This is a genomic window from Mesorhizobium sp. M0615 (assembly GCF_040320805.1).
Taxonomy (GTDB): domain Bacteria; phylum Pseudomonadota; class Alphaproteobacteria; order Rhizobiales; family Rhizobiaceae; genus Mesorhizobium.
In genome coordinates, this window is the sequence record NZ_JAMYQI010000011.1 from 203,669 (window position 1) to 230,464 (window position 26,796).

Genomic DNA, 26,796 nt, shown 5'->3' on the forward strand with positions numbered 1-26,796 from the left:
CCGCATGGCCGAAGTCAGAATTACCGGCTTGCACAAGCGCTACGGCGCATTCCATGCCGTGCGCGGCATTGACCTCCACATCCGCGACGGCGAGTTCACGGTCCTGGTTGGGCCCTCCGGTTGCGGCAAGAGCACTCTGCTGAGGACCATCGCAGGACTGGAGGAGAGCTCACAAGGCACGATCGAGATTGGCGGCGAGGTGGTTAATGATTTCCGGCCGCGCGATCGCGACGTGGCAATGGTGTTTCAAGATTATGCGCTCTATCCGCATATGAGCGTGGCCAAGAACATTGGCTTTGGCCTCAAGGCTCGCAAGATGCCGAAGCCAGAGGTCGAGTTGCGCGTCGCCGAGGCGGCACGCATGCTTGGCATCACTCCGTTGCTGGGGCGTTTTCCGCGCCAATTGTCAGGTGGCCAGCGCCAGCGCGTCGCCATCGGCCGCGCCATAGTCCGCAACCCCCGCATTTTTTTGTTCGACGAGCCGCTGTCCAACCTCGACGCACAACTTCGCGACGAAATGCGCGGCGAAATCAAACGCCTTCACCAGGACATTGCGACAACGATGATCTACGTCACCCATGACCAGATCGAAGCGATGACGTTGGCTGACCGCATCGTGCTGATGCGCGACGGGTTGATAGAGCAGCAGGGCGCGCCACTCGAGTTGTTCGAGCACCCGGCCTCAACGTTCGTCGCTGGGTTCCTGGGTTCGCCGCGGATGAGCTTCCTGCCAGGTACCCTTGCCTTGGACGCAGGCGCCGCTGCCATCCGGCTCGCGGATGCACTGCTGCCTTTAGCGCCCGGCAGGGGGCTGAAGGGCGTCGCGGACGGACAGCAGGTGCTGCTCGGGTTGAGGCCAGAACACCTCACTCGTGCGCACACTGCAACGCCGGAGCAGGGCACGTTTCGCTATGAGGCAACGATCGACCTGCTGCAGCCGACCGGCTCGCGCAGTTACGCGACATTCCGACTGGCCGGCGCGCCGGTGATGGCTGAGCTGCAGGCGCACGATGTCAGCCGTCCGGGCGAGAAGCTTGCGATCGACATCAACATGAACCGGGCCTCGATCTTCGACGCCACGACGGAGCGCGCAATTTGACCTCGGCAGCTTCCCTGGCAGTCCGCTTGTGTGGCACCGAAGAGCTCGAGGCACCGCTGCGCACGCTGCGCGCCGGATCCTTGTCGGTCGCGTTCGACAATGGGGCGTTGCGTTACATCCACGTTGGGACGATCGAGGTTTTGCGCGGAATCTCGTTTCTTGTACGGGACGAAAACTGGGGAACATGTACCACCGTTCTCGATGATCTGCGGATCGACGAGAGGCCGGATGCGTTCGCCATTGAATACCGTGCAACATGTGCTGCAACATCCGGCCGCCTGATTTACCGGGCGCGCGTCTCAGGCCGTGGCGATGGTGCGCTGTCGTTTGTGGCGGAGGCAGAGCCCGAGACTGACCTTTTGACGAATCGGACCGGCTTCGTCGTCCTTCATCCGATCGAGGGCTTAGCCGGCAAGCCGATAAAGGTGCTGCATGAGGATGGTCACGACGAGCTATCGTTCTTTCCGGACCACATCGATCCAAAATGTCCGTTCACCGACATCCGGGCGTTGTCGCACGAGATCGCGCCTGGGATCTGGGCGACATGCACCATGGAGGGTGATGCCTTTGAGATGGAGGACCAACGCAATTGGTCTGACGCCTCGTATAAAACATATGTCCGCCCTCTGCGTCGCCCGTGGCCTTACAGACTGCCCAAGGGCCAGAAATTCACGCAGGCCGTCCGGCTTCACGTGTCAGGAACGCTCCCTGCCGGGACGTCTGAAAATCGCAATCCACTCATCAACCTGACGATCGGCGGACCGGTCGGCCGAGTGCCCCGCACTGGCGTCGGCGTCGCCGCCGACGAGGCAAAGCACGCGCTCGAAGCCCCCGAGCTCCTACGACGAATGGCTCCCCAGTGGATGGTCTGCCAGGTCGATCTCCGGATCGCACACGGCCAGGACGAACTAGAAAGCTACGCCGCGCTCGCACGGCTGACCGGCGCTGGAGTGGTCCTCGAGATTATCACCAAGGGCACGCGCGATCCATTCGGCGAATTGGCGCCGGTCGCGGATGCTGTCCACTCACTCGGCCTCAAACTAGAAGCTGTCTCCGTCTTTCCGGCGCAGGACATGACATCCGTACAGCCGGGAGCACCGTGGCCGACTATGCCCAGCTTCCACGAAAGCTACTCCGCCGCTCGCCGGGCTTTCCCGGGCATCGCGCTGGGCGGCGGCATGGCCGCTTACTTCACCGAACTCAACCGCAAGCGTCCGCCAGCCGAAGCGCTCGACTACGTGACCTTCACCACCTGTCCCAGCGTGCACGCCGCAGATGATGTCTCGGTGATGGAGACACTTCAGGCAATGCCCCATCTAATCCGCTCCGCGCATGCTTTCATGGGGGAACGCTTGCCACTGCGTATCGGTCCCATCCAGCTCGGCTGCCGTGAGAACCCATACGGAAAATCCACTACGCCGAATGAAGCGAACGCTCGCGTCTGTCTATCGCGCATTGATCCTCGTCAGCGCGGGCTGTTCAATGCGGCTTGGACTGTCGGATATTTCGCGGCCTGCGCTCGCGAAGGAATCGAGGCCGTCGCGTTCGGTGACTTCGCCGGCCCCTTTGGCCAAATCCATAGGAAGGCTGATTTCGTGCAGCCATGGTATGATCAGCAGGATGGCCCAACGGTCTATCCCGCTTTCCATGTCTTGGCTGGTCTCTCAAAGCTCGGCGGAGCCACCTTGCTGTCCGTAGGAACTTCCGGCGCTGACGGCGTCGCCACGATCGCGGCTGAAAAAGATCGCCGCGTGACCCTGTGGGTCGCTAACCTTACCGCCAAGACGCAATCTGTGCGGCTTTCGGATTCGCCGAGCAGCGCCCGCATTGCTCTTCTCGGCGCCGAGCAGTTCGAGCGGGCGGCAACCGATCCCGACTTCATGGAAAGTTCCGCAAGACCGCTGGATGATCAAAGCATCTCGCTTGGCGCCTACGCCGTCGCGCGAGTCGACCTCGATCGATCGTCTTAGGCCTAGCCGATGTTCGCTGTTTGGCCAAACCCCCGTCAAAGATGAGGGTGGTAGTTCCATACTCTAAGGCAGCGCGTGGAATCCATCTCGCTTATACGTTCTACTATCGCCACGGCGACCAGGCTCGCTAGGTTCCGCCTGCCGAGACGCCAAGTTTTGAGGCCGCTCGCGCCGAAGCGATCCGTTGCGGAATCGGCCTGTTGGCTGATCTGGGCGATGACGATATGACCGGATGGTTAGTGCGCATGCGCGATCAGGCAGGCAACGAGCTTCGCACGATCAACGTCTGCGAGGCCGAAGCCGCACCGCAAACGGAAACAAGCCGGTTAGGCAGCACCGCTCACGTCTGTGTCGATACGCCAGCCCTTATTCAATTAGATCGTCGCCAGTCGGAACTTTTGTGATGTTGAGCCCTTGTCCATTGAACAGTGGAGGTACCAATGGCTAACCTGGGAAAATTGGCGATCGCGATGCTCGGCGTCTTGGCATACCAAAATCGCGACAAGATCGGCGACATGATCCGTGGAGCGGGTGATCGCAACCCAAATGATCCGCAAGGCGGGATTCTGGATCAGCTTTCAAAAGGCGTTTCGGGGACCGCGCTTGGCGATATTCTCGACCGGTTCAGAGGGGCAGGCGCCGGATCGAAGGTCGATTCGTGGGTAGGCACCGGGCCGAACGAGCCGATCCAGCCAAGCGAGGTGGAAGCAGCCATAGACGAAGACACCCTGACTTCCCTCTCGATGCAGACCGGCCTTTCGCGCGAGGAGCTCATAAGCCGGATCACGCGAGATTTGCCTGAGGCCGTCAGCAAAATGACGCCTACTGGTGAATTGCCCGTTGAGGCGCCGAAAAGCTCCGGTGAGACGACCTTGCTCGACGACGTGCCATCGCACAGGACGCAAGCGAATTCAGGCGGCCAAAGCGATATCTAAGGTGACGGCTATCCATCAGGGAGAGATACTAAATCGTACTGGCGCGCGAGTTGGCACGATCGGGCAGGGCGGTCACGGTGGTCATACAGCAAACGTACTTGCCGAGTTGGATCTATTGGCCGCGCTACTCGATTCCCGCTGGCGCATTCCAGGCACATCAATTCGTTTTGGACTGGATGCGCTCGTAGGTCTGGTCCCCGTACTCGGAGATGCGGCAACGGGCATTGTCTCGGCCTACATCGTCTTGCGAGCTCGAAACGTCGGTGCCGGAAATGGGTTGGTCGCCCGCATGCTAGGCAACGTGCTGCTGGATACGCTCGTAGGAAGTGTCCCAATTCTCGGCTCGATCTTCGACGTCTATTTTAAGGCGAACAATCGCAACATCACTCTGCTGCGCCGCCACATCAACAAGTGAGGCGGATAACCAATCGTCGCGATGCAATTCTTCTAAAAGGCTCGGAACCGACAGGGGCGCTGGGGCTTGAGTCGCGATTCCTGGAGTCGCGAGCATATGACCAGTGCCATTGACCGGCTTTCGTTCATTGAGTTCCAATCGCCCACACTGGTCGAGAAAGCTCCCGAAGGCGGAGATTGGCTTCACGAGATCAAATATGACGGCTACAGGACGCAGCTGGTCGTTGAAGGCGGAAAGGCGCGAGCATTCACGCGTCGCGGCTACGATTGGTCCCACCGTTACAAGAGGATTGTTCAGGCCGCGGCAAGCTTGCCGGTCAAATCCGCTATCATCGATGGTGAAGCTGTCGTCCTGGGCGACACCGGCCTGCCGGACTATCAAGCCCTGGAACGTGAGCTGGGCAACCCAAGTTCGCTGCGGATGACTCTCTACGCTTTCGACCTCCTGTACCTCGATGGCCGTGATCTACGGGAACAACCGTTAGTGAAGCGCAAGGCTGCGCTGAAGAAGCTGCTGACCGAAACCGAGCCAACCCTGACTTATGCCGAGCATCTGGAGGTGAACGGCAAGGATATGTTCGACCATGCCTGCCGGATGGGCATAGAGGGAATCGTATCGAAGCGAGCGGATGCTCACTACCGCTCGGGCGTCCAGACCAGTTGGGTCAAGGTCAAATGTGTCAAGAGCGACACTTTTCCAATCGTGGCTTTCGTCGAGAAACTTGGCGCGCAGCCGCGCCGCATCGCATCGTTGTACATCGGCAGGCGAGAGGGCGACCGGCTGCTTTATGCCGGGAAGGCCCAGACCGGCTATACGCTGGACGCAGCCCGGCGCGTTAGGGAGCGGCTTAATCCGCTTGTTGTCGCCAAGTCACCGCTGTCGGAGCCGATCAAGAAGCCCAAGGCGACATGGGTCAAACCAGACGTTCTTGCCGAGGTACAATTCAGTGGCGTGTCTGACCGCGGCATCTTGCGGGAGGCGGTCTTCAAGGGACTACGCGAGGATCTTAAGGCAATCCCGCCCAAGCCTCCATCGCCCTCCAAGCGGAGGTCGGAAGGACAACACGGCGTCCCGCGCGAGAACATTCTCCAGCTGCTACCCGATGCGGTTGCACCTTCCAAGGAAGAGCTGGCAGACTATTGGCGCCGGGTCGCTGATCAAGCTCTAGTTCATCTGGTTCGGCGACCGCTGAAGCTGGTCCGCCACGCCTCCGGCGCAACCTTCTATCACAAGGGACCGCTACCTCGGATACCGTCGTCCGTGCACCAGCTCCGCGTTCAAAAGCGCGAAGGCGGCGAAGGCATTCGGGTATGGATAGATGACATGGATGGTCTGCTTGGCTTGGTCGAGATGGATGCCGTTGAGCTTCATCCTTGGAACGCGACGATTGAAGACATCGAACATGCGGACCGGCTCGTCCTCGACCTCGATCCCGGAGAAGGCGTGCCATGGGACGCTGTGATCGAGGCCACGCTGGCGCTACGGGGCATCTTGGAAGCGGCAGGCTTGGAGAGCTGGCCAAAGGTCACTGGCGGCAAAGGCATCCACTTGATGGCCCCGCTCGTTGCGAAGATGACCCATGACAGCGCCCGGAAACTGGCCAAGTCGCTCGCCCACCGTCTGGTTGATACCGATCCTGACCGATACCTGTTGTCAGCTGACCCCGCAGCCCGAGGAGGCCGGATCTTTCTCGACTATCTCCGCAACGGACGGGGCAATACCGCAATAGGCGCTTTTTCCCCGCGAGCGCGGCCCGGCTTCCCAATTGCCCACCCGGTCACATGGAAGCAAGTCGAGGCGGGCATCCGGCCAGACGTTTTCACGCTCGCGCAGCCTTTCAGACCCGCTCGTCGAAAAGCCGCGTGATGCGTCGCGACCATCAGCCGATATCAGCCCGTTTTCTTGCCTCGCGTTCGAGCCTCTTCCGGTCGTTGCCGTGTTCTCTGATTAGCTCGCGGACCTGTTCTGGCGTGATACGATGCTGTTTGGCGAAATAGCGAACCTCATAATCTTCATCGACTGGTACACGATTGCGATCTCGAAAATCACGCTTGCTCTTATCGTCTGCCATTATCTTTCCTCCTGATCAGAGAAACAACGACCGACGTTGTATGTTCCCGGCGCCTCACTTCGGCCGCCAGAGGCGCGGGCTGTCCGACCGTACTGGGGCCGCAGGCATTGCGAAAGTGATCTGGCGAAAGTTGGTTGGCCAAAGGCGAGGGTGATTTCGTTTGCTGTTCGGGATAGCTGACCGTCGATCGAGCCTGCCTGCGGGCCTCTTGTTTTTTTACGACGCCAGTCGGAACCCCGACGGGTCGCAGATGGTTCAGATGCGCATCCGGGCTATCAACGAGGATCGTGAGCAAAATGGCGGGGGGTGACCACGAAGGCGACAAAGCTGCGCTCCGGGAAAGCCCAAAGTTTCGTCTAGGACGCATGACCCGGGTCACAGTGCCGCGGCACGTGTTCGACTTCATCACCAAGGTCGGCCGCATAGACCACGCCGGAGCTCTCGCAATGTTGCAGAGGCATATGGGAGATCGAGAGGCGGTCTTTTCGGAACTGATGGCTCGGCCAGAGCGCTAGACCAGCCTGCCGAGTGACGCTCAGTTAATCCCTATCGCGGCGCCCAGCCTGCCTTTCCGTTGCCGCTCAGTAAGCCGGCACAAGGCGCGTGTTTCGCAACGGCAAGGCCATGGTGAACTGCAAGCCGTCACGATGGTAGTTCAATTCGATCTTTGCGTTGCATTGCACGGTCACGACTTTTTCCAGAAGTGTCGTGCCAAACCCCCGGCGACTGGGCTGCTCTACTTTCGGCCCATCTCGTTCCCGCCAGTCAAGATTGACGATCTGTGTATCGCCGGACCCGCCTAACGACCAGCGGACATCAAGGCGGCCTCCCGTTTGCGAAAGCGCGCCAAACTTCGACGAATTGGAGGCCAGTTCGTGGAAAGCCATCCCGACGGGGACCGCAATGTCGGCGACTAGCGCTACGTTCGGGCCTTCCATAACGATACGCGGCCTGTCGCGCGTCTCATAGTGGTCAAGCTCGCTTTCGAGCAGCTTGTGCAGGGAGGCAGTCTGCCAATAATCGTCGGTAAGCATCGAATGGGTCTGGGCCAGGGAAACGAGCCTGGCTGAAAAATCGCGTACGAAATCATCGACGTTGCCGCTCGACTTGGCCGTCGCGCCCATCATGGCGCGAACGTTGGCCAGCGTGTTCTTGACGCGGTGATGCAGCTCGCGGATGAGCAATTTCTGCCGATCGGCGACCTCCCGCTTCTGTTCGATGTAGGACTGGACCTCACGCTGGCGGGCGCGGGCACGCAAGGCGGAGCGCACCGAGTTGGCGAGGCTCGAAGCCAGAAATGGCCGTTCAAGCACGATCAGATAGCGGTCCAGAAATGCCATCCGCGTGTCGACTTCGTTCCCCCGCATCGTCAGAAGCACGATCGGAAAATCCGACCATGCGGGTTGGGCTTCAAGCCAGGCCGCAAACTGCGTTCGATCGGAACTGAGCAGGGCCTCCTCGGCCACGACAAGGCACTGAGCCTCGTCGAGAAGCTGCACTGCCTCTTCCAAGCTGCCGCACACACGCGAGGCAATCTGGTTTGTAGCCAGGATGGAGGCCGCGATCCTCGCGTCACGGCCAAGCGGCGCCAGCACGAGAACGGCGGGGCTGGACGACATCACAGCGCCTTATCCCTCAGAAGGTCTGTCGGCTTGCCTTCAAATTCCGGAGATCCCATCAGGATGCCGCGGAATTGTTCCAGTGGCTCACCTACGGCCACGCCGTTACCGCCGATTTTAAACTCACGAATCGTCTCTTCGTGGGGGCCGACACGTTTCTTGACAACGGAAATCGCGCGTCTCAACTGACCTGCGTTCTCGAAGAAGCGCAGAAGCATGATGGAATCGCAGAGATAGGTCATGTCGACCGGCGCTGCCGTTTGCCCAAACAGCCCGTGATTGGCCAACAGCAGGATCGTCGCCACTGCCTTCTGATTGAGATAGGTGAGGATCTCGTGCATCTGAAGCACCAGATGTTGTTCTTCGGACATGGCATTGAGATAGCCAGTTAGGCTGTCGATCACGACGATCCGCACATTGGATTCTTCGACGGCCGCTTGGATGCGCGAAGACAATTCGCCTGGTGAAAGCTCAGCCGGATTGACAGATTCAAGCATCAGCGTGCCGTCCTCGGCAAACGGCTCCAGGTGCATGCCGAGCCCGGCGGCGCGCGCCAAGAAGATGCGCTTTGTCTCGTCAAACAACAGCACCAGCACACGCTCGCCACGCTCGAGTGCGGCATAGCAATAGGTGCAGGCAATGGTAGACTTGCCAACGCCAGACGGCCCCATCAGCATCGTGCTGGTACCACGGGCCAGCCCGCCGCCAAGCAGGGTGTCGATCCGGTTGTTGCTCATGGCCGGCGTATCATGCTCGGCCACCTCATGCTCGGCTGCAACGAGCCGCGGATAGGCGATAACGCCGCCTGGGCGAATGACGAAATCGTGAAAGCCGCCCCGGATCTGCACGCCGCGCATTTTGATCACGCGTAGCCGCCGGCGCTCTCCACCATAGACGGGCGACAGCTGCTCCATCCGAATGACGCCGTGACTGATCGAATGCAAATTGAGATCATCCTGCTCAGCGGTCAGGTCGTCGAGCATAAGCACCGTCACATTGTTGAGCATGAAGAAGCTCTTCAATGCCAACACCTGGCGCCGATACCGCAGTGACCCTTGCGATAAAAGTCGAATTTCAGAGAGCGAATCGAACACCACGCGATCGGGTCTGACGCGTCCGATCTCGGCCATGGCAGACTGCACGGTTTCGCCGAGTTCCAATTCCGAGGAATGGATCAATGTCTGTAGCTGCGCCGGATCGAAACTGAGCTCCGGCGGCACAAGTTCAAGAATTTGCACCCCCTTCAGGTCCCAGCCGTGACGGCCAGCAACCGAGAGCAGTTCGCGCTTGCTTTCTGACAAAGTGATGTAAAGGCATGTCTCGCCTTTCTTGGCGCCCTCGATCAAAAACTGGAGGCCAAGAGTGGTTTTTCCAGAACCTGGTTTCCCTTCGATGAGATGGGAGCGGTTCCTGGCGTAGCCGCCACGAAGAATGTAGTCGAGCCCGCTAACTCCAGTTGCGATCGCTGAGGCGTCGTCTCTGTCCAACTAATCCCCCAATGTAATTTCGAGAACCAGATAACGACGGGCACCTTTGGCGGTTCCACGTCTCTCGGTGAGCGCTATTGTCGTGAGACGAAAAGGCGACAGAAGCGCAGCAAAAAAGGGCGCCGTACCTCTCGGAGCCCTTTTTCAAGTTCAGTTTGGAACCGGCGACCTACCAGCCTTGCCGGCCATACCAGTCATCGATGTCGCGCTGAGCGCGGTCCTTCTCAATGCCGTAGCGCTCCTGAATCTTGCCTTCCAACTGATCGCGGTTACCGGCAATACGGTCCAGATCATCGTCTGTGAGTTTGCCCCACTGTTCCTTGACCTTGCCCTTTACCTGCTTCCAATTGCCTTCGACACGGTTCCAGTCCATGGCACCTATCCTTGTTTGTTTCGGACTGAGAAAAACGCCGTAACGCTACCGGAGTTCCCGTCAAGTTTGAGCAGATCGACCGATCGAAGCGTGGCGAGGTAGGCGGCCCCGAAGCAACCCGCTCTGGAACGCGATGATTGGCTTGCCGCGCCGGCTGTGTTCTCCACAGTCTTGGCCACAGTCGCTCGCGAGACCAGCTTCGTTGGACAAACAGCGACAGGGATAGCGTGAAGCCAACTATGCTGCGTTGGTCATCCAAGCCTGGCGTCAGATACTAATTCTTGCTGTTGGGAGCCATGTTCCCTGCGGCTTTTGCCCTGAAGCGCCTTACCCGGCTGCGTGTGCCGCAGCTCTCATCCGAGCACCACCGCCTGCGCCCGCCACGCGAGGTGTCGATGAAAAGCCAACCGCAGTTCGGCCCGGTGCACTCGCGCACGCGGCGGCGGTCATTCCTGGACACCAAAAACTCGGCTGTCTCAAAGGCCACGCGGTGGCCGATCGTGTTCAGACTGGCTGCGTCGGTCCACTGCCAAGCGAGGCGGTCGCCGGACGGGAAAAGCGAGCGCTTCGGCAGGGCTAGGGCGACTGCATCGCGCACGATTTGCAAGGCATCGTCCGGCACCCGGGCGCCTGCCGCCTCGGCCTGGAGAGCCGCGTAAACGGCCTCGCGCAAAATCTTGGCCTTTTCCAATGCCGCCTCCGCAAGGAGCGGGCGGGCGGAAGCCTCCGCGAGCAGTGCTCGCGCCTCATCGACGTCGATCAAATCGGCACGTCCAGCCCAGACGACCAGGTCGGCATAGGTCTGCAAGAGGTCTGGGCCCCATACATCGCGTCGCGCGTCGACCGTGTTGACGAAGTCCAGGCAGGCGTGACCGCCAACCATGCGCATGTCGACGATAGTCTTCGCACAATCCATCCCCGAAAACATCGGTTGGCGGAACCGTATTGGCAAGAGGCCGTTGTAACGAAATAAACGTCTTTTGGCCGTTACGACGAACCAACAACGCCCAGCGAAGGCTGCTTCCGATGAACCGCAACACAGCGACATTTTTGGTTTTATGTGTGATCTGGGGCACCACGTGGATCGGTATCAAGGCAGGGATCGCCACCGTGCCGCCTCTGATGTTCGCAGGCACGCGTTTTACAGTAGCCGGCTTGCTGATCCTCAGTGCGACGCGCCTAAGGGGCGCTGCTCTACCACGGGTGGCGAAAAGGAGTTGGCCGCGCCTTTTCGTTGTTACGTTGTTTATGATTCCGCTTTGCTATGGCCCACTCTTTTGGGGCATGCTCTACATCGATACGGGCACCGCGGCTGTTCTTGAGCTTTCGCTGACCCCCGTCACGCTGCTTGGGTTTGCGTTGCTTCTGGGGGACGAACGCTATGACGGCCGCAGGCTCTTTGCGATTTTGCTCGGTGCGGCCGGTCTGTGCGTCCTGTTCGAGCCCGAAGCCTATGCTAGTTGGACACACGCAGACCAGCAGGGCAGGGGGCTCCGGCTGCTGGCGATGACAGCGGTGGCGTCGGCAGCTGTAATCTATGCATGGGGTTCGGTGCTCGCGCGGCCGCTTCTTGAGGTATATTCATCGGACTTCATCGCCGGCTTCACCACCCTTTTCGGGGGCGCATTCCTAATTCTCATCTCACTCGTTGTGGAGCCAGGCGCGGCCGCGGCTCTAAAAGGCGATTGGGGCTGGCCGGCCTGGGCCGGGTGGCTGTTCCTCGTGCTGTTTGGTTCGTTCATAGGCTACACACTCTTTATCCGGCTCCTGCACGAAATCGGCGCCTCGCGCGCCGGAGCATTTGCCTTCGTCTCACCCGTGATTGCCGTCGTGCTTGGCATCATCACCTACGGCGAGGAGGTTAGCCTGATCGACATCATCGGCATGGCTATCATGCTCTTCGCAGCGTTTCTTGCGCTACGCGAGCGCAAACAGGAAACATCATCCGCTTCCCCGCCGTTGATTCCACGCTCCGCGCGGGCCGATGGCAGAACATGAAAGACGGCGCGCGCATCCAGCCGCCAATCAGCCTTGAGATGGAAAAGCACAAGGTTCTCGTCTATGCGAAAAGAGGGCTCTCCCGGCAGCGTATCCCGCCTACCACCGGCGGCGAGGAAAGCTCCAGCCCATACGACAACACTAGTCGGCGAGGGATTTTGCCGAGTTGCTGTCAAGATTGCAGGCGGGATTTGATGGAAAAATCGCGAGGCTGCAATCAGCGACTTATTCGTTCCGATGGCGATGCAGGCTATCCGCCAACGCGTCGACAAACTGTCAGCCGCATCGCTTCAGTTCCGCCACCTGAACCCCGAGACGGAATGCCTGACCATCGGCATAAGAACGTGCATAGCTTTCGGCTTCGAACGGAAACGTCAGGGTGCTGCCGTAGGCGGTGACGCGGACCGTCCACTTCTTGTCGCGAACGAGTTCGACCGAATTGTCGGGCGACGTCATGATTTCCTCCGGCACCAGCAAGGCGAAGGCACGGATAACGTCGCAAAGGTCGTTTGAATGCAAACAATCCGACATGCTCATGTCGCTTGTTCTATACGCCCAGACTTTCTCTCGATTAGAGCAGCGCCACGGCTGCAATGTCGGTGGCGTTAAGTCCCCTAGCTGCCAAGACCTTTCCCATCGCGTTGGTCCCCTTGCGGCGTCACGCAGCGACCTTTCTGAACCCAACCGCCGAGATTGTCAGCCCGCAGTGTCCCGAGAGAATAGCCGGCAAGCCGCACGGTGCGAATGGCAACTCTGCGACGACTGCTTCAACAACTTTCGCGACTGGCTCATGTGAACGTCGACCACCTGGGCGCTCACACTGGCTTTCTGCGACCAGCCAGCTGCGATGAATTCATCACGGCTGATCACCTTTCAGGATTCTCGAGCCATGTGGCGCAGCAACTTGAACTCGATCGGCCCAAGAGGAATTTTCCCCGGTGCTGCAAACACGGTGGTATCGAGCTCCATCTCGACGTCGCGATATGTCAGTGGTCTGCGCTTCTGCGCCAATTTCGTGACGGTAGCCCAATCGCGAGCCTTCGCAGGTGGTCGAGGAGCTATTGCGGCGCAAATGGTCTGATGAAGCGTTCGTCGACCCGGGCTGCAACAGCCTGTGCTGACCTTCAGCGCCTGGGGATATCAAGGCGACACAGGGCAGGGAATTGGTCCGGGCATCCCGCTTCAGCCGGCCGCTCCCCGTCGCCAGCTCATTGTCTGGCCGACAGTCCAGCACAATTCCCACGCACCGGCCTTTTCGCGGCAAGACCTAGCGCGTCATCGATCGAGCGGGCCAGCTTGCTGCCGAAACCATCCACCTGCAGAATGTGGCCTCGGAGCAGGTAGAACTCCGCATCCTGCGAGGGAGATGCACCGGCCGCGGCTCCGTCGAACTCAGCGAGGGAAACGGAAGTCAGCTCTTCGCAGTTCAACTTCGAGAGCAGACGTTCCTGGATTGGCCTTGGCACATTTGTGAACGGTCGATTCCAATGGCTGTCAAAGAGTACGGCGCGACATTGAGGCGCCAGCGAACCAGCTCGAAACCGGTCGAGCTAGTATCCGGGCCGGGTCAATCCGAGACAATTTCGTAGTGAAGAAGCTGGGCTTCGTCGAGTGCCGACTTCACTCCAGGCGAGATGACGCCGGAGCCGAAGAGGATAATATCTTCACGGCGTACGAATACTTCATGGCCGAGTCCCATGGACACAAATGTGCCCGAAGAGCTTCGTTCGAGAAGCCGAGCTCTGCCATTCAATATGGTGAAGGCGGCGTGGCGCCTCGATACCCAGGGCCGCTCGACGATGATGTCGCATTCCGCCGATCTGCCGATTGTCACGGATTCGCCGTTTCGACAGGATCGCAGCTGATCTCTGTAGCGGATGACCAGATGAATCTGCCGCGGCAGGACCGAGCGTCTATCTGTAGTGGCGCCATGGCTGGTGATCTGCGTACCGGGGGCCCCATCGTCGCTCCACAGGGTATAGACATCGAAGAACTCTTGCTTCCCCTTCAAGGCCATTTTGTCGAGGAGCCGCAGGCCCTTGCGGCTTCTCGGGGAAAGGGCTTCGCAGAAGCTCTGGCTGATCAGCACCTCTCCGGGGTTCGCCGTGGTGGACAACCTTGCGGTGACATTGACAACGTCACCGAATATCGCGCCCCGCGCCCGAATGACCGCCCCGAAATGCAATCCGATACGGGCGCTCAACGGCCCTTTAGTCAGTTGATGGGTAATTTGGCAGACGGCCCTCAGCGCCATTTCCGGGCTCTCGAAGAGGCTGAGTATGTCATCCCCTTTCGAGTAAATGAAATCACCACGGTGCTTGGCGACAATCTCGCGCATCGTGTCCAGGCAATCCGAGACCTGCTGTAGAGCGGCATCGTCTCCGATCCGCTCATAGAGTGGCGTGCTGCCCACGACATCAGCTAAGAGGACTGCGGCAAGAAGCGTTTCCTGGTCCATCGATCTCGTGTCCGACCCAAAAAGTCAGCGTGCGTGTATAACACACGAGGTTGCCTGCGACATATCTGCTCGTGCGCCTGGGCCGGGGCGATGCCTCAGGTGATCGTCGCGGACGGACGGGCGTATGCCATTCGTCGGCTTCGTGCCGACATCCAGAACCCTCTTCGCCCCAATCGTTCGCGACTTCGGTGCTATGAGTGGACTTGGTCTTTTTAGGTTCGGAAAGGCTGACCGAGTTGCAACGGGCGACGGCCTTCTCATGCACCATCAACCACGACCCGATCTCGGCCCTCCGACTTCGCACGGAATAGTGCCAGATCGGCGGCTTTGACGAGATCATTCGGGCTCTCGTTCGTATTTGGGACCGGTGGCGACGCCAACGCCGTGCTTTGCGATAAGATCACGGATCCATTGATCAGATTTCAGGTATATTCTCTTTGAAGATCACCTGAAGTCGTGGTTGATGCGGTTCATAGTTCAGGTGCCTGACAGAGTGGCTTAAAATGTTGAGCGCTTCCCGCGCCTCGACGCGCGGATTTTGATCTATGACCGCATCGAGCGTCCCATCCAACAAAAGTTCCTTGGTGCCGTCTGTCACCTCGTGGCCGAGAAAGAGAATGTCTTTGGCGCGTCCACGCTCCTTCAGCGCCCGAGCGATGCCGGTGTTGCCGGCGCCGACATTGTAGATCGCGGCAAGATCGGGGTGCCGGTCCAGAAGCGCTGATGCTTCCGAATAAGCCTTCTCTCGGTCATCCAGCATTTCGCGCATCTCGACGATCTCGAGATTGGGCGACTCCTCGGTCAAGATGTGCCGGAATCCCATTTCGCGTTCCTCATGGCCGCGATAGGACAGCGAGCCGGCGAACAGCGCCACCTTGCTTGGGCGTTCCGACCCCATGAAGCGGTTGAGCAGATAGCCGGCCAGCCGCCCCGCGGCGCGGTTGTCGATGCCGATATAGGCCACTCTCGGAACATGCAGGATGTCGGAGGCGATGGTCACCACCTTGACGTCATTGGCCGACAGCGAGCGGATCGCCTCGCGCACCGTCGGATGATCGAGCGCGATCACGCCGACGCCTTGTGTCTGTCCACGCAATTCTTGCAGCAGGCGGGCGAGCCGGTCGGGGTTGAAGCCCTCTATGGTGGCGATGTGGACGTCGAGATCGGGGCGCGCCAAGGCCTGCGCCTCGATGTGTCGATGCAGCATCTTGATGAAGGAATTGGTGCCGGCCGGCAGAGCGAAGTCGAGACGGATGACCTCTCCAGGTGAGGGCCTGGGCGGCGCTCCGTTCGGGCCCTCCGCGATGTAGCCGAGGCGCTGCGCCATTTCGAGCACTATCTCACGCGTGCGCGCCCGCACACCGGGCCTGTTGTTCAGCACGCGGTCGACGGTGGCGGCGGAAACGCCGGCTTCCCGGGCTATGTCAGTCAAGGTGGAACGCACCGTCTTCATCTCCTCAATGCATAAGATCGCACAATGCCGCTAGCCCGTCCGACGCCACAGCTGCCAGCCATCAGCGATTCTGATGGGAAATGATGTATCCAGCCTAAGCCGATGCGCAAGGAGGTTGGGCTAAATCGCGTCGCCCGGCGTGATAGTCGCGTGCCAGAAAGGCAGATTTCCCATCAAATCGAGGCATTGAGCCGGTGTGTCGACCTTTGCATGACGTATTTTCTCCGCAGTTGCGGTGTTACGATGTATTTTGAGTATTTATGATGTTGACAGCCTTCCGGTGCTGCCGTCAATATCCCTCAATGGGCTCGTGGAGGAAACATCGGGCCTGAGGGAGGAATTCCAATGTCTGATCTGATCCGCATATCGCGACGCCGATTGCTGACGTCCGGAGGAAAGGCGGCGGCGTTCGTGGCTGCGGCCGGTATCGCACCGCAATTCATCCGTCCCGGCCGTGCCGTTGCGGCCGACGCGCTGGCGCCAGGCATGGTAGGCGGCCCCACCGGTTTCGAGGGCGCCGAGCGCTATCAATATGGCGCCGACACGCCGGAAGGCCGTGCCGTTGAGGCGGCCAAGGCCTTGAAGGGAGCAGGCAAGGCGCCGGCCAAGATCGTGCTTGGCCTGTCGGATGGCTCGATTGGTCAACTCACACAGCCTTTCCCGGCGGGTGCGCCGTCGATCAAGGAGCTGTGGGAAAAGGAAACCGGCATCCAGATTGAGATCGTCGGCCTGCCGAACGGCCAGGAATTCACCAAGACGATGCAGGACATCTCCACCAAGGGTGGGGCCTATGACATCTACTCGACGGAATGGAACCGCCTCGGCGACCTTGCCGAGACCGGCGGCATCGCCAAGCTCGACGACTTCGTCGCCCAGTACAAGCCCGAATGGGACGATCCCAAGACAGGCTATGTCGACGGCGCCAAGGGCGTGTCGCTGCTCAACAAATATCGCGGGTCCAACTATGGCGTGTCGCTGGACGGCGACTTCCAGACCTGGGTCTACCGCACCGACCTGTTCGGCGACGCCGCCGAGCAGAAGGCGTTCAAGGACAAATTCGGCTACGATCTGGCGCCGCCGAAGACCTGGAAGCAGCACAGTGACATCGCGGGCTTCTTCCAGCGGCCCGACAAGGGCCTGTTCGGCTCCACCGACCTGCGCAACCAGGGCTGGGGCTACACCAACTGGTATCAGCGCTATGTCTCGATGGCATCGCCCAACCAGTTCCTGTTCGGCGACGACGGCAAGCCGCTGATCAATTCCGAGCACGGCATTGCCGCCACCAACGAATATGTCGGCTCGCTCGTTCATCACTCGCCGGACGCGATCTCCTGGGGCTGGCCGGAGCAGTATGGAAATTTCGCCAAGGGCGGCGCGGCGATGACCTGCGCCTTCTCGAACCTGCCGAAATTCCTCGACAATGCCGGCAACAAGGATTCCGCCGTCACCGGCAAGATCGGCTCGATGCTGCCGCCCGGCCGCGAAGTCGACGGCAAGCTGATCAGCCGTTCCGTGCTGTGGTTCTCGCTGACCGGCATGGTCTCGTCTCAGTCGAAAAACCAGGAGGTCGCCTACCTCTTGCTGCAGTGGCTGGGCTCCGCCCGCATCTATGCCTGGATGAGCGCCAATCCGGGCGGCTATCTCGATCCGTTCCGGCTCTCGGATTTCTCCGATCCGCTGGTGCGCCAGACCTACCACGCCTACCACATCGACGTGGTGCGCGAGACCGTCGCCCGCACGGTGCCGACGATCAACTATCCCGGCGCCACCGCCTTCCACAACGCATTGGACGAAAACCTGATGGCGTCGCTGACCAAGGCCAAGACGGCGGAACAGGCGATGGCCGACACGGAAGCGGAGTGGAAGAAGATCGCCCGCCGCATCGGCGAGGACAAATTGCTTGAAGCCATAAGGACCAACAAGGAGGCCTGGCCGACTGTTCTCGACCCGATCAGCTGATCCGTCTCCCTGGATCAGCGCTGGAGGAGCATCTGTTCCTCCCCGCCGCAGTCAACGCCACCAGCAAAGCAGCCAGATGAAGCGTTCCGTCCCCTTCGAGATATTCCGCTACGCCGCGATCTTCGCGGCGATGGCGGTGACGCTGGTACCGATCCTGTGGATGGTGTCGATGGCCTTCAAGCCGATCGCCGATTGGTCGGCGACCGGCGCCGACCTGACATGGTGGCCGAAGAACCCGACGCTCGGCAATTTCCAGTTCGTCTTCGGTGAATCCAACAACAATCTGATCGTGGCGCTCGACCGCACCGCGCTGAAGCCGATCCTGTCGTCGCTGCTGTCGGCGGTGTTCGGCACGGCGATCGCAATGTCGGCGGGCACGGCTGCGGCCTACGGGCTGTCGCGTTTCGGCTCAGGCCAGAACCTGCCGCTGGCGCTGATCCAGCTCAGGCTGTTTCCGCCGATGGCGGTGATGATCCCGGTGATGATCATGTGGGCCTTTCTCAACTTCACCGACAGCTGGTTTGGCCTGGCGCTGATCTACGGCATCGTCACCCTGCCATTCGCTTTCTGGCTCATGAAGACCTTCTTCGACGACATGCCGCGCGAGATCGAGGAAGCGGCGCTTGTCGAAGGTTGTTCGCGGCTGCGCGTCTTCACACGCATCACGCTGCCGATGATGCGCGCACCGCTAGCCAGCGCCGCCCTCTTCGTCTTCATCCTCAACTGGTCGGACTATCTGATCGCGCTGCTTCTGACGACGCGTGAATGGGTGACGATCCCCGTCTACATGGCCTCGCTGTCCTCCTCGATGACCGGGCAGCTCTATGGCGCCAAGGCCGCGCTCGGTCTTATCGCCGCGGTGCCGCCGGTCATCATGGGCATCGCCATCCAGCGCCATCTGGTGCGCGGACTGACGTTCGGCGCGCTCAAGCAATGAGCGCGGTGACCGTGACTGTCTCAAAGGACGCAAAGGCCGCGCTTGGCAAGCCCGCGCTGCGGGACGAGGGAGCGCGGCTGGGATTCCGGCTGACGCTGCCGGCGCAGGTTTTGGTGCTCTTCATCTCCGTCTTCCCGCTGCTGATGCAGCTCTACATCAGCGTCACCGACTGGTCGCCGCTCTCCGGCCTCGGCTGGTGGAACGCATGGGAGATGTGGAACAGCTTCGCCAACTACACCGACCTTGCCGCCGATGCGCGCTTCTGGAGCGCGCTGAGGCGCACGGCCATCGTCATGGTCGTGTGCGTGCCCGTCGAATTCCTGCTTGGCCTGGCATTGGCGACGCTGTTCGCGGACGATTTTCCGGGCAAGCGGATCTTCTATTCGATCCTGCTGATGCCGATGATGGTGGTTCCAGCGGTGGCCGGCTACATGTTCTTCATGCTGTTCCAGTCGGGCGGGCCGCTGAACGACATCCTGTCGGCACTCAGCGGTTCCCGCGTCACCATCGCCTGGCTGTCTGACCCCACACTGGCGCTGATCGCGGTGATCATCGCCGATATCTGGCAATGGACGCCGCTGATGTTCCTGATCCTGCTTGCCGGCCTGGTCGGCGTGCCGCAGGACCAGATCAAGGCGGCGACCCTGCTCGGCGCCAACCCGTGGCAGCGCTTCGTCACCATCGTGCTGCCGAAGATGAAGACGATCATCATCATCGCGCTGGCGATCCGCGTCATCGAGAACTTCAAGATCTTCGACACGCTCTACATCATGACCGGCGGCGGCCCCGGCGTCGCCACGGAGACGATCTCCGTCTACATCTACAAGGTCACGACGCAGGACCTGATCTGGGGCTATGTGGCGGCGATCGCGCTGGCCATCCTGGTCGTGCTTTCGATCGTGGCCGTATTCGCCATGAAGCGCATGGCGCGGGCAAGGCTGGTGCCGGCATGAGCGCGATCCAGCTGCGCAACCTGGTCAAGACCTTTGGCGAGTTCACGGCGCTGAAGACCATGGATCTCGATGTCGCCGATGGCGAGTTCATGGCGCTGCTCGGGCCTTCGGGCTGCGGCAAGTCGACGACGATGAACATGATCGCCGGCATGGAAGAGCCGACCAGCGGCAAGATCCTGTTTGGCGAGCGCGACATGGCCGGCGTGCCCATGGGCCGCCGCGGCGTCGGCTTCGTTTTCCAGAACTACGCCATCTTCACCCACATGACGGTGCGCCAGAACCTTGCCTATGGGCCGCGGATGCGCGGTGCGGCGAAAGCTGAGATCGACCGCCGCGTCGGCGCCACCGCCGAGCTGCTGCAGTTGACGCCGCTGCTCGACCGCAAGGCCGACCGGCTCTCGGTCAACATCCTGCAGCGGGTGGCGATCGGGCGCTCTGCAATCATGGAGCCGGCGATCTTTCTGCTCGACGAGCCGCTGTCCAATGTCGACGCCGCCTTCCGGGCGGTGATGCGGACCGAGCTCAAGCAGCTGCAGCGCCAGTTCAGGCAGACGATGGTCTACGTCACCCATGACCAGCTTGAGGCCATGACCATGGCCGACCGCATTGCCGTCATGGATCACGGCGTGCTGCAGCAGGTGGGAACGCCTCTGGAAGTCTACAACAATCCGGCCAACGTCTTCGTCGCACGCTTCATTGGCGCCCCGGGCATGAACCTGCTGAAGGGAAGGCCGACGGAGAGCGATCGGGGTCTGGTGGTCGATCTCGGGCCGCTGGGGGTCACGCCGACGCTGCCGGACGAGCTGGCCGCCACCTTGCGCGGATCGCGCTCCGAGGTGCTTTACGGCTTTCGGCCCGAACAGGTGTCGCTGGTGCAGAGCGGGCACGGCCTCGCCATGCCGGTGAGCTTCGTCGAGCGGATCGGCGCGAGGACCATCGTCCATCTCGGCGATGGCGAGACCGCCGTGAAGGCGGTGTTCGACAATAATGTCGGACTGTCGATCGGCGAGCTTGCCGTCGTCGCCCCCGTGGCATCGTCCGTGCGTGTCTTCGATGCCCGCAGCGGCATTGCGATGAAGGCAGGTTGACATGGCCGATATCGTCTTTCGCAATGTCAGCAAGCGCTACGGCACGGCGCTCGCCGTCGACGACGCCTCGTTCACCGTCAATGACAACGAATTCTTCTGCTTCTTCGGGCCGCCGCTGGCGGGCAAATCGACAATCCTGCGCCTCGTGCTCGGGCTGGAGACGCCTGACGCCGGAGAGATCCTGATCGGCGGCAAACCGGTCAACACCGTCTCGCCGGCCGAGCGCAATGTCGCCATGGTGTTCCAGAACCTGGCGCTGTTCCCCCATATGAGCGCGCGCGACAATGTGCGTTTCCCGCTGGTCGAGCGCAAGGTCGCCGAGGCCCAGATCGAAAAGCGTGTCGCCGACGTCGCCGCCAAGCTGCATATCGGCCACATCCTTCACAAGCCGCCGGCGCAGCTTTCCGGTGGCGAGCGGCAACGCGTGGCCATAGCCCGCGCCCTGGTGCGCGACCCGAACGCCTATCTGATGGACGACCCGATCTCTGCGCTCGATGCGCGGCTGCGCGAGGAAACGCGCGTCGAGCTCAAGCGCATCCAGCGCGAACTCGGCAAGACGCTGATCTACGTCACCCATGACCAGGAAGAGGCGATGTCGATCGCCGACCGCATCGCCATTCTGGAGAATGGCAGGATCCGGCAGATCGGCGCTCCGGCGGAGATCTACGACCGCCCGGCGAACACCTATGTGGCGCGACTGCTTGGTTCGCCGATGATGAACATCCTCAAATCCGTTCGCGGCGACGGTGGCATCGAGGCCGCAGAAGGCACGGTCAGCATCGCCGATCGCGCTGCTCCGGCCGACGCGATCGAAATCGGGCTGAGGCCGGAGGACATCCAGGTCCGGCCCTGGGTCGACGGGGGCGTTGGCCGCCCGGCACGCGTGTTCGAGGTCGAGCCGCTTGGCGGCTACACGGTGGTAACGCTCGCCGCCGGAGAGGCGCGGCTGAAGGCGCTGCTGCGCGGCCAGCCCGACATCAGGCCGGATGCGGCGGTAGCGATATCCTGCGAGCCGGCCCGGGTGCATTATTTCGGGCAGGACGGAGGCGCGTTGGCGAGATGATCGCGGCTGCGAAAACAGAATTGCGGGAGGAAGACATGGCGAGCGAAGGCTTCGAGCCGGACGTGAAGGTCCGCACGAAAGAATACCGTATCGGCTGCATCGGCGCCGGCATGATCATGGCCGAGTGCCATCTGGCAGCCTATCGCGAAGCGGGGTTCAACGTGATGGCGATCGCCTCGCGGACCCGTTCCAATGCGCAGAAGGTCGCCACGCGTTGGGACATCCCGACCGTGCACGACACGCCGGAACAGCTGATCGAGGATTCTGAGGTCGAGATCGTCGACCTTGCCTTTCCGCCCGACCAGCAGCCGGCGCTGATCCGCCATGCGCTGAAGCAGAGCCACGTCAAGGCGATCCTGGCGCAGAAGCCACTGGCGCTGTCGGTCGATGAAGCCGTGAAGCTGCGCGACGAAGCATCAAAGTCCGGCAAGATCCTCTCGGTCAACCAGAACATGCGCTACGACCAGTCGATGCGCGTTCTGAAGCAGATCATCGACAGCGGCGCGCTGGGCGACATCGTCTTCGCGCAGATCGACATGCATGCCATCCCGCACTGGCAGACTTTCCTTCAGGACTACGACCGGCTGACGCTCGCCAATATGAGCGTGCATCATCTCGACGTGCTGCGCTTTCTGTTCGGCGATCCCTCGGAAATCACCACGCTGACACGCAAGGACCCGCGCACGACATTCGAGCATAGCGACGGCATCACCGTCTCGACGCTGCGCTTTCCCTCCGGCGTGCTCGCCGTGTCGCTGGAGGATGTCTGGTGCGGACCGCGCCAGGAGGGCTATCTGGACGACCAGCACATCAACTGGCGCGTCGACGGCACCAAGGGTGTCGCCAAAGGCACGATCGGCTGGCCGAAAGGCGCTGCCTCGACGCTGACCTATGCCTCGACCGAGACGACCGGCGGCGAATGGGTCAGCCCGAGCTGGGACACGATGTGGTTCCCGCATGCCTTCATCGGCGTGATGGAGCAATTGCAGCATGCGGTGAAGACAGGCGCGCCGCCGGCATTATCGGTGGCCGACAACGTCAAGACGATGGCGCTGGTCGAGGCCGGCTATCGCTCGATCGACGAGGGCCGCACGGTCAAGCTTTCCGAGATATCGATAAACTCAGTCAACTGAATCGCTTACAGGGAGGAATTCACATCATGATGCAGGCAGGTATTTTCACCGGCTATTTCCCGTACGGCCTCGAAGAGACGGCGAAGAAGATCCGCGGGCTCGGTTTCAACACGGTGCAGCTCGACCTGCATTTTAGGGATATCGATCTGTCGGCCGGGCAGATCACTGAGGAAAAGGCCAAGCAGGTGCGCGACGTCTTCCGCGACAACAACCTGCCGATCTGCTGCGTGTCGGGCTACACCAACATCATCCATCCCGACAAATCCGAGCGCGACAAGCGCGTCGGCTATCTCAAGGAGATCATTCGCAACGCCCGCAGCTTCGGCTCGCCCTACGTGATCTCCGAGACCGGTACCTACAACACCGAATCCGACTGGGTGCATCACCCGAAGAACAAGACCGAGGAAGGATTCGAGGAATGCCGCAAGGTGATCGCCGAGCTTGCCCAGACCGCCTATGACCATGGCGCGGTCTTCCTCCTCGAGACCTACGTCAACAACGTCGTTGGCTCGGTCGAGGAGACGGTGAAGATGTTCGCCCAGGTCGACCATCCCGGCCTCGGCCTGCTGATGGATCCGACCAACTATTTCGAAACCCACAACATCGACAGGATGGACCAGATCCTGAACCAGGTGTTCGATACGCTGACCGACAAGATCAAGATCGCGCATGCCAAGGACGTCAAGCGTTCGGGCAGCGACAAGTCGGAAAAGCATGCCGACATCGGCGACGAGGATGCGATGGAGAGCCACACCTTCCGCGGCGTCGGCGAGATCGAGCTGCCGGCGCCCGGGCTGGGATCGCTGAATTACGATCTCTATCTGCAGCGGCTGGCGGAAAAGCACCCAAACATCCCGGTCATCATCGAGCATCTCTCGGAAGACGACGTGCCGCGCGCGAAGAAATTCCTCGACGGGAAGTTCCGCGCCAACGGCCTGTGAGCGCCGGTTGCGCCGCCGGCGCATGGCGGCGCAACTCCAACCAAGGGAGGAATGAATGTTGAAATTCGCATTGAAAGTGGCTGCCGCGGCAACGCTGGTGGCCGGGGTCTCCTTGAGCCTGCCGGCATTCGCGCAGGACGGCCAGAAGACCTTCTATCTGCTGTCGCATGGTGGCCCTTCGGACGCGTTCTGGATCGACTGGAATGCCGGCGCGACCAAGGCCTGCGACCAGCTCAAGGTGACCTGCAAGATCTCGTTCAGCGGCGGCGACATGGCGGCGCAGAAGGAGGCTTTCAACTCGGCGCTCGCCGCCAAGCCGGACGGCATCGCCACCACCTCGGCTCAGCCCGGCCTGTGGACGGAGGAGGTGAAGGCCGCCAAGGCCGCCGGCATACCGATCGTGTTCTTCAACACCGACGATCCGGCGACCGGGCGGCAGGCCTATGTCGGGGCCGACCTCAGGGAAGCGGGCGTCATCTGGGCCAAGTATCTCGTCGACCACAAGATGGTGAAGCAGGGCGACAAGGTGTTCCTGCCGGTCGAAGTGCCGGGCGCCAGCTACCAGCAGCTCGAGACCGAGGGCATCGCCAGCGTCTTCGATCCGCTCGGCATCAAGTACGACGTGGTCGATTGCGGCACCGACCCGGCCGGCATCATCGCCAAGATGACCGACTACATGGTCGCCAACAATCCGCCGGCAATCATTGCACTCGGCGATTCCGTGGCAGCAAGCATCAAACGCGTCTTCGACGGGGCCGGTGTGTCGGCCGGCAAGGTCCCGGTCGTCGGCTGGGGCAACTCAAAGGAGACGGCCGAGGCGGTCAAGTCCGGCTTCGTCAATGCTGCGGCCTGGCAGTACCCGTCGGCGCAGGGCTTCATGCCGGTGGCGCTGCTCGGGCTTGCGGCCTCTGGCGAGCCGATCGGCTACGACATTCACACATTCAGCCTCTACGACGCCTCGAGCGTCGAGCCGATCCTGAAACTCTACAACAAGTGACGACAATCGGCGCCCGCCCCGAAATGGCGGGCGCCGGACGAAACGCATGGTCCTGACAGATATGGCAATCACAGCAGACGACGACACGCAGCGAGCGAAGGGCAGGTCTGCGCTGCTGCGTTCGCCGCAATTCTCCTCGCTCATCATCCTCATCGTGCTGCTCGTGGTGTTCGCCATCGCCGACGGCAACTTCCTGTCGCCGCTCAACATATCCAACATGATGGCGTTCCTGCCCGAGCTCGGCATCATCGCTCTCGGCATGACGCTGCTGCTGACGGCGGGCGAGTTCGATCTGTCGGTCGGCGCCGTGTTCGGCCTTGCGCCCGTCGTGGTGATGCTGCTGGTGCAGAATGGCGGTGTCGACATCGGCGTCGCCCTCCTGGCCGGGCTTGTGCTGTGCATCGCGATCGGCGCCATCAACGGGCTGATCGTCACCAAGATCGGCATTTCCTCGTTCCTGGTCACGCTGTCGATGCTGCTCGTCGTGCGCGGCGCGGCGCTCTACATCACGCAGGGATTCCCCCTGAAGTCGTGGGACCAGCCCGGCTTCTTCGTCACGCTGCTTGCCGGCAGCTTCAATGTAGGCTCGTTCCGGTTCTACACCTCGCTCTGGTGGTTCATCGGCCTGTCGCTGCTGGCGATTTACATCCTGCGCTACGCCAAGCTCGGCAACTGGATCAGCGCCATCGGCAGCAACCGCAACGCAGCGGTGGCGCGCGGCGTGCCGGCCGACGCGGTCAAGATCTGGCTGTTCATCCTGACCTCGGTGGTGGCCGGGCTGGCCGGCATGATCAGCGCGTTCCGGATTTCGGCCGCCTCGCCGGTGGCCGGCACCGGCTACGAACTCGAAGTGATCGCCATGGTGGTGGTCGGCGGCACGGCGCTCACTGGCGGGCGCGGCACCATCCTCGGCACCATCGTCGGCGCGCTGATGCTGCGCGCCATCCGCAACGGCATCGTGCTGATCGGTGTGCCGGGCTTGGCATACAACATCTTCGTCGGCGTCATCATCCTCGCCATGCTCATCCTGCACGCTTTGCTGCAGAAGAACGCCGCAAGGAGCTGAGGATGGAAGTGCTGCGTCTGCAAGACCTGCAAAAGTCCTTCGGCAACGTGCGTGCGCTGAAGAACGCCTCGTTCACCCTCAACGAAGGCGAGGTGGTTGCCCTGCTTGGCGACAATGGCGCCGGCAAGTCGACGCTGATCAAAGCGATCTCCGGCGTCTTCCCGGCCGACCACGGCGACATCTTCGTGCGCGGCGAGAAGGCGTCGATCCGCTCGACGCGCGACGCGATGGACCTCGGCATCGAGACTATCCATCAGGACACATCGCTCGCGCCGGACCTCAGCATCGCGCGCAATCTTTTCTTGGGTCGGGAGCCGGTCAATTTCGGCTGGCTCGGCGTGTTCGCGCCCCTCGACCTCGCCAAGCTTCGCAACGCCGCCTCGGCGCTGCTGAAGCGGGTCGGCATTTCGAAAAAGCTCGATGCCGATGCACTGGTTAGCACGCTCTCGGGCGGTGAGCGGCAATCGATCGCGATCTCGCGCGCCATGCAGTTCGCCGCCAAGGTGATCATACTCGACGAGCCGACCAACAATCTTGGAGTCGAGGAAACCCACGGCGTGCTGCGCTTCGTCAAGGAGGTGCGCGACGCCGGCCACTCGGTGCTGCTCATCACCCACAACATCCACCACGTGTTCCAGGTCGCGGACCGCATCATCGTCATGCGCCGCGGCGAAATCGTCGCGGAACAGACGGTCGCCGACACCGACCTGTTGACGGTGGAAAGCATCATCACCGGCGCCGACATGTCGGCCTTGCTCAAGGAGGCGAGGGCAAAGTGAAG

The 26,796-nt window shown here is 61.3% G+C and carries 25 protein-coding genes and 1 pseudogene; 17 read left to right on the forward strand and 9 right to left on the reverse strand.

Features of this window, described 5'->3' with window-relative positions; translation table 11 throughout:
- Positions 1–4 precede the first annotated feature (4 nt).
- From NKI46_RS21130 to ligD, 6 genes and pseudogenes are all read left to right on the forward strand, one after another.
- Positions 5–1,099 (forward strand): ABC transporter ATP-binding protein, encoded by a 1,095-nt coding sequence (locus NKI46_RS21130; protein WP_352459452.1) that lies wholly within the window; start codon positions 5–7, stop codon positions 1,097–1,099.
- On the forward strand, positions 1,096–3,069 hold the full coding sequence (locus tag NKI46_RS21135) for a D-apionate lactonase family protein (RefSeq protein ID WP_352747763.1): 1,974 nt from the start codon (positions 1,096–1,098) through the stop codon (positions 3,067–3,069). The genes NKI46_RS21130 and NKI46_RS21135 overlap by 4 nt, the downstream gene beginning before the upstream one ends.
- Before the next feature lie 155 nt (positions 3,070–3,224).
- Positions 3,225–3,473, forward strand: a pseudogene (locus NKI46_RS21140) (hypothetical protein); the annotation flags it as partial.
- Positions 3,474–3,509: 36 nt separating this feature from the next.
- A complete protein-coding gene (locus tag NKI46_RS21145) occupies positions 3,510–4,004 on the forward strand; it encodes a YidB family protein (RefSeq protein WP_023682271.1) in 495 nt (164 codons plus the stop codon).
- Position 4,005: 1 nt separating this feature from the next.
- Positions 4,006–4,419, forward strand: coding sequence for a DUF4112 domain-containing protein (locus NKI46_RS21150; RefSeq protein ID WP_352747766.1), 414 nt, complete (start codon positions 4,006–4,008; stop codon positions 4,417–4,419).
- A gap of 96 nt (positions 4,420–4,515) precedes the next feature.
- Positions 4,516–6,285, forward strand: coding sequence for a DNA ligase D (gene ligD, locus NKI46_RS21155; protein ID WP_352459451.1), 1,770 nt, complete (start codon positions 4,516–4,518; stop codon positions 6,283–6,285).
- A gap of 13 nt (positions 6,286–6,298) precedes the next feature.
- Here the strand turns inward: ligD and NKI46_RS21160 are convergent, their stop codons facing one another.
- The 5 genes from NKI46_RS21160 to NKI46_RS21180 form a co-directional block, all read right to left on the reverse strand.
- Positions 6,299–6,490, reverse strand: coding sequence for a DUF3606 domain-containing protein (locus NKI46_RS21160; protein WP_084014408.1), 192 nt, complete (start codon positions 6,488–6,490; stop codon positions 6,299–6,301).
- Between the two features lie 581 nt (positions 6,491–7,071).
- A complete protein-coding gene (locus NKI46_RS21165; protein ID WP_023740290.1) occupies positions 7,072–8,109 on the reverse strand; it encodes a sensor histidine kinase in 1,038 nt (345 codons plus the stop codon).
- Positions 8,109–9,596, reverse strand: a complete 1,488-nt coding sequence (locus NKI46_RS21170) for an ATPase domain-containing protein (RefSeq protein ID WP_023742796.1) — start codon at positions 9,594–9,596, stop codon at positions 8,109–8,111. The genes NKI46_RS21165 and NKI46_RS21170 overlap by 1 nt, the downstream gene beginning before the upstream one ends.
- A 169-nt stretch (positions 9,597–9,765) precedes the next feature.
- Positions 9,766–9,969 (reverse strand): CsbD family protein, encoded by a 204-nt coding sequence (locus NKI46_RS21175; RefSeq protein ID WP_023682266.1) that lies wholly within the window; start codon positions 9,967–9,969, stop codon positions 9,766–9,768.
- A gap of 274 nt (positions 9,970–10,243) precedes the next feature.
- A complete protein-coding gene (locus tag NKI46_RS21180) occupies positions 10,244–10,858 on the reverse strand; it encodes a CGNR zinc finger domain-containing protein (RefSeq protein WP_031198225.1) in 615 nt (204 codons plus the stop codon).
- 137 nt (positions 10,859–10,995) lie between these two features.
- Here NKI46_RS21180 and NKI46_RS21185 point away from each other — a divergent pair, with 137 nt between their 5' ends.
- Positions 10,996–11,967 (forward strand): DMT family transporter, encoded by a 972-nt coding sequence (locus NKI46_RS21185; protein ID WP_023749390.1) that lies wholly within the window; start codon positions 10,996–10,998, stop codon positions 11,965–11,967.
- A gap of 276 nt (positions 11,968–12,243) precedes the next feature.
- On the opposite strand, the gene NKI46_RS21190 is transcribed toward NKI46_RS21185, so the two are convergent.
- The 4 genes from NKI46_RS21190 to NKI46_RS21205 all read right to left on the reverse strand — a co-directional run bounded on the left by NKI46_RS21190 (position 12,244) and on the right by NKI46_RS21205 (position 15,869).
- On the reverse strand, positions 12,244–12,423 hold the full coding sequence (locus NKI46_RS21190; protein ID WP_031197092.1) for a hypothetical protein: 180 nt from the start codon (positions 12,421–12,423) through the stop codon (positions 12,244–12,246).
- Positions 12,424–12,663: 240 nt separating this feature from the next.
- Positions 12,664–12,837 (reverse strand): winged helix-turn-helix domain-containing protein, encoded by a 174-nt coding sequence (locus NKI46_RS21195; protein WP_084014410.1) that lies wholly within the window; start codon positions 12,835–12,837, stop codon positions 12,664–12,666.
- 697 nt (positions 12,838–13,534) lie between these two features.
- Positions 13,535–14,425 carry an adenylate/guanylate cyclase domain-containing protein gene (locus NKI46_RS21200; protein ID WP_023731706.1) on the reverse strand — a complete coding sequence of 297 codons (891 nt, stop codon included), beginning with the start codon at positions 14,423–14,425 and terminating at the stop codon, positions 13,535–13,537.
- A 415-nt stretch (positions 14,426–14,840) separates the two neighbouring features.
- Positions 14,841–15,869 (reverse strand): LacI family DNA-binding transcriptional regulator, encoded by a 1,029-nt coding sequence (locus NKI46_RS21205; RefSeq protein WP_023697399.1) that lies wholly within the window; start codon positions 15,867–15,869, stop codon positions 14,841–14,843.
- Positions 15,870–16,223: 354 nt separating this feature from the next.
- Between NKI46_RS21205 and NKI46_RS21210 the strand changes: the two genes are divergently transcribed.
- The 10 genes from NKI46_RS21210 to NKI46_RS21255 all read left to right on the forward strand — a co-directional run bounded on the left by NKI46_RS21210 (position 16,224) and on the right by NKI46_RS21255 (position 26,794).
- On the forward strand, positions 16,224–17,837 hold the full coding sequence (locus NKI46_RS21210) for an extracellular solute-binding protein (protein ID WP_352747773.1): 1,614 nt from the start codon (positions 16,224–16,226) through the stop codon (positions 17,835–17,837).
- A gap of 76 nt (positions 17,838–17,913) precedes the next feature.
- On the forward strand, positions 17,914–18,774 hold the full coding sequence (locus tag NKI46_RS21215; protein ID WP_352747776.1) for a carbohydrate ABC transporter permease: 861 nt from the start codon (positions 17,914–17,916) through the stop codon (positions 18,772–18,774).
- The gene (locus tag NKI46_RS21220; RefSeq protein ID WP_023834197.1) at positions 18,771–19,727 is read left to right on the forward strand and encodes a carbohydrate ABC transporter permease; all 957 of its coding nucleotides are present in this window, start codon (positions 18,771–18,773) and stop codon (positions 19,725–19,727) included. Before NKI46_RS21215 ends, NKI46_RS21220 begins: the two co-directional genes overlap by 4 nt.
- The gene (locus NKI46_RS21225) at positions 19,724–20,815 is read left to right on the forward strand and encodes an ABC transporter ATP-binding protein (protein WP_023740299.1); all 1,092 of its coding nucleotides are present in this window, start codon (positions 19,724–19,726) and stop codon (positions 20,813–20,815) included. The genes NKI46_RS21220 and NKI46_RS21225 overlap by 4 nt, the downstream gene beginning before the upstream one ends.
- Position 20,816: 1 nt before the next feature.
- On the forward strand, positions 20,817–21,878 hold the full coding sequence (locus tag NKI46_RS21230) for an ABC transporter ATP-binding protein (protein WP_023740300.1): 1,062 nt from the start codon (positions 20,817–20,819) through the stop codon (positions 21,876–21,878).
- A gap of 35 nt (positions 21,879–21,913) precedes the next feature.
- Positions 21,914–23,011 (forward strand): Gfo/Idh/MocA family protein, encoded by a 1,098-nt coding sequence (locus NKI46_RS21235; protein ID WP_352459447.1) that lies wholly within the window; start codon positions 21,914–21,916, stop codon positions 23,009–23,011.
- A 26-nt stretch (positions 23,012–23,037) separates the two neighbouring features.
- Positions 23,038–23,952, forward strand: a complete 915-nt coding sequence (locus NKI46_RS21240; protein WP_023739479.1) for a sugar phosphate isomerase/epimerase family protein — start codon at positions 23,038–23,040, stop codon at positions 23,950–23,952.
- A 55-nt stretch (positions 23,953–24,007) separates the two neighbouring features.
- A complete protein-coding gene (locus tag NKI46_RS21245; protein ID WP_023689426.1) occupies positions 24,008–24,949 on the forward strand; it encodes a sugar ABC transporter substrate-binding protein in 942 nt (313 codons plus the stop codon).
- 61 nt (positions 24,950–25,010) lie between these two features.
- A complete protein-coding gene (locus NKI46_RS21250; RefSeq protein WP_352459463.1) occupies positions 25,011–26,015 on the forward strand; it encodes an ABC transporter permease in 1,005 nt (334 codons plus the stop codon).
- On the forward strand, positions 26,012–26,794 hold the full coding sequence (locus tag NKI46_RS21255) for an ATP-binding cassette domain-containing protein (RefSeq protein ID WP_196814833.1): 783 nt from the start codon (positions 26,012–26,014) through the stop codon (positions 26,792–26,794). Before NKI46_RS21250 ends, NKI46_RS21255 begins: the two co-directional genes overlap by 4 nt.
- Positions 26,795–26,796 lie beyond the last annotated feature (2 nt).